At 48.3% G+C, this 352-nt stretch carries 1 pseudogene; it reads left to right on the top strand.

From position 1 onward, the window contains the following. Window positions 1-11 precede the first annotated feature (11 nt). Window positions 12-352: pseudogene (locus K675_RS31415) on the top strand (asparagine synthase (glutamine-hydrolyzing)); the annotation flags it as partial.

The following is a 352-nucleotide window of genomic DNA, read 5'->3' as shown; positions in this document are numbered from 1 at the left end:
CGGGGACAGGTGTGAGTATTGTTTTCAACGGCGAGATCTACAATCACAACGAATTGCGCGAGGATTTGGCAGCCAAGGGACATCACTTCAAAGGAAGCTCAGACACGGAAGTGATTCTGAGATTGTACACGGAATACAAGGAAGCTGCCTTCAAGCGTCTCGAAGGTATGTTTTCCCTGATCATCGTGGATGAAACCGACCAACGCACCTTCCTGGTCAGGGATGTCGTAGGCATAAAGCCAATCTACTACTACGAGGGGGCTGGTAGTTTGTACGCCTGCTCGGAAATTCGTGGTTTGAAAAGCTATTCGGAAGTGATAGCCGAAATCGATCCGAATGACGTATTTGAGTT

It is taken from the genome of Pseudomonas fuscovaginae SE-1 (assembly GCF_000364705.1).
GTDB classification, from domain to species: Bacteria; Pseudomonadota; Gammaproteobacteria; order Pseudomonadales; family Pseudomonadaceae; genus Aquipseudomonas; species Aquipseudomonas fuscovaginae_A.
The sequence above is the reverse complement of the archived record's forward strand: the minus strand, read 5'-3'. Positions and strand labels throughout refer to the sequence as shown.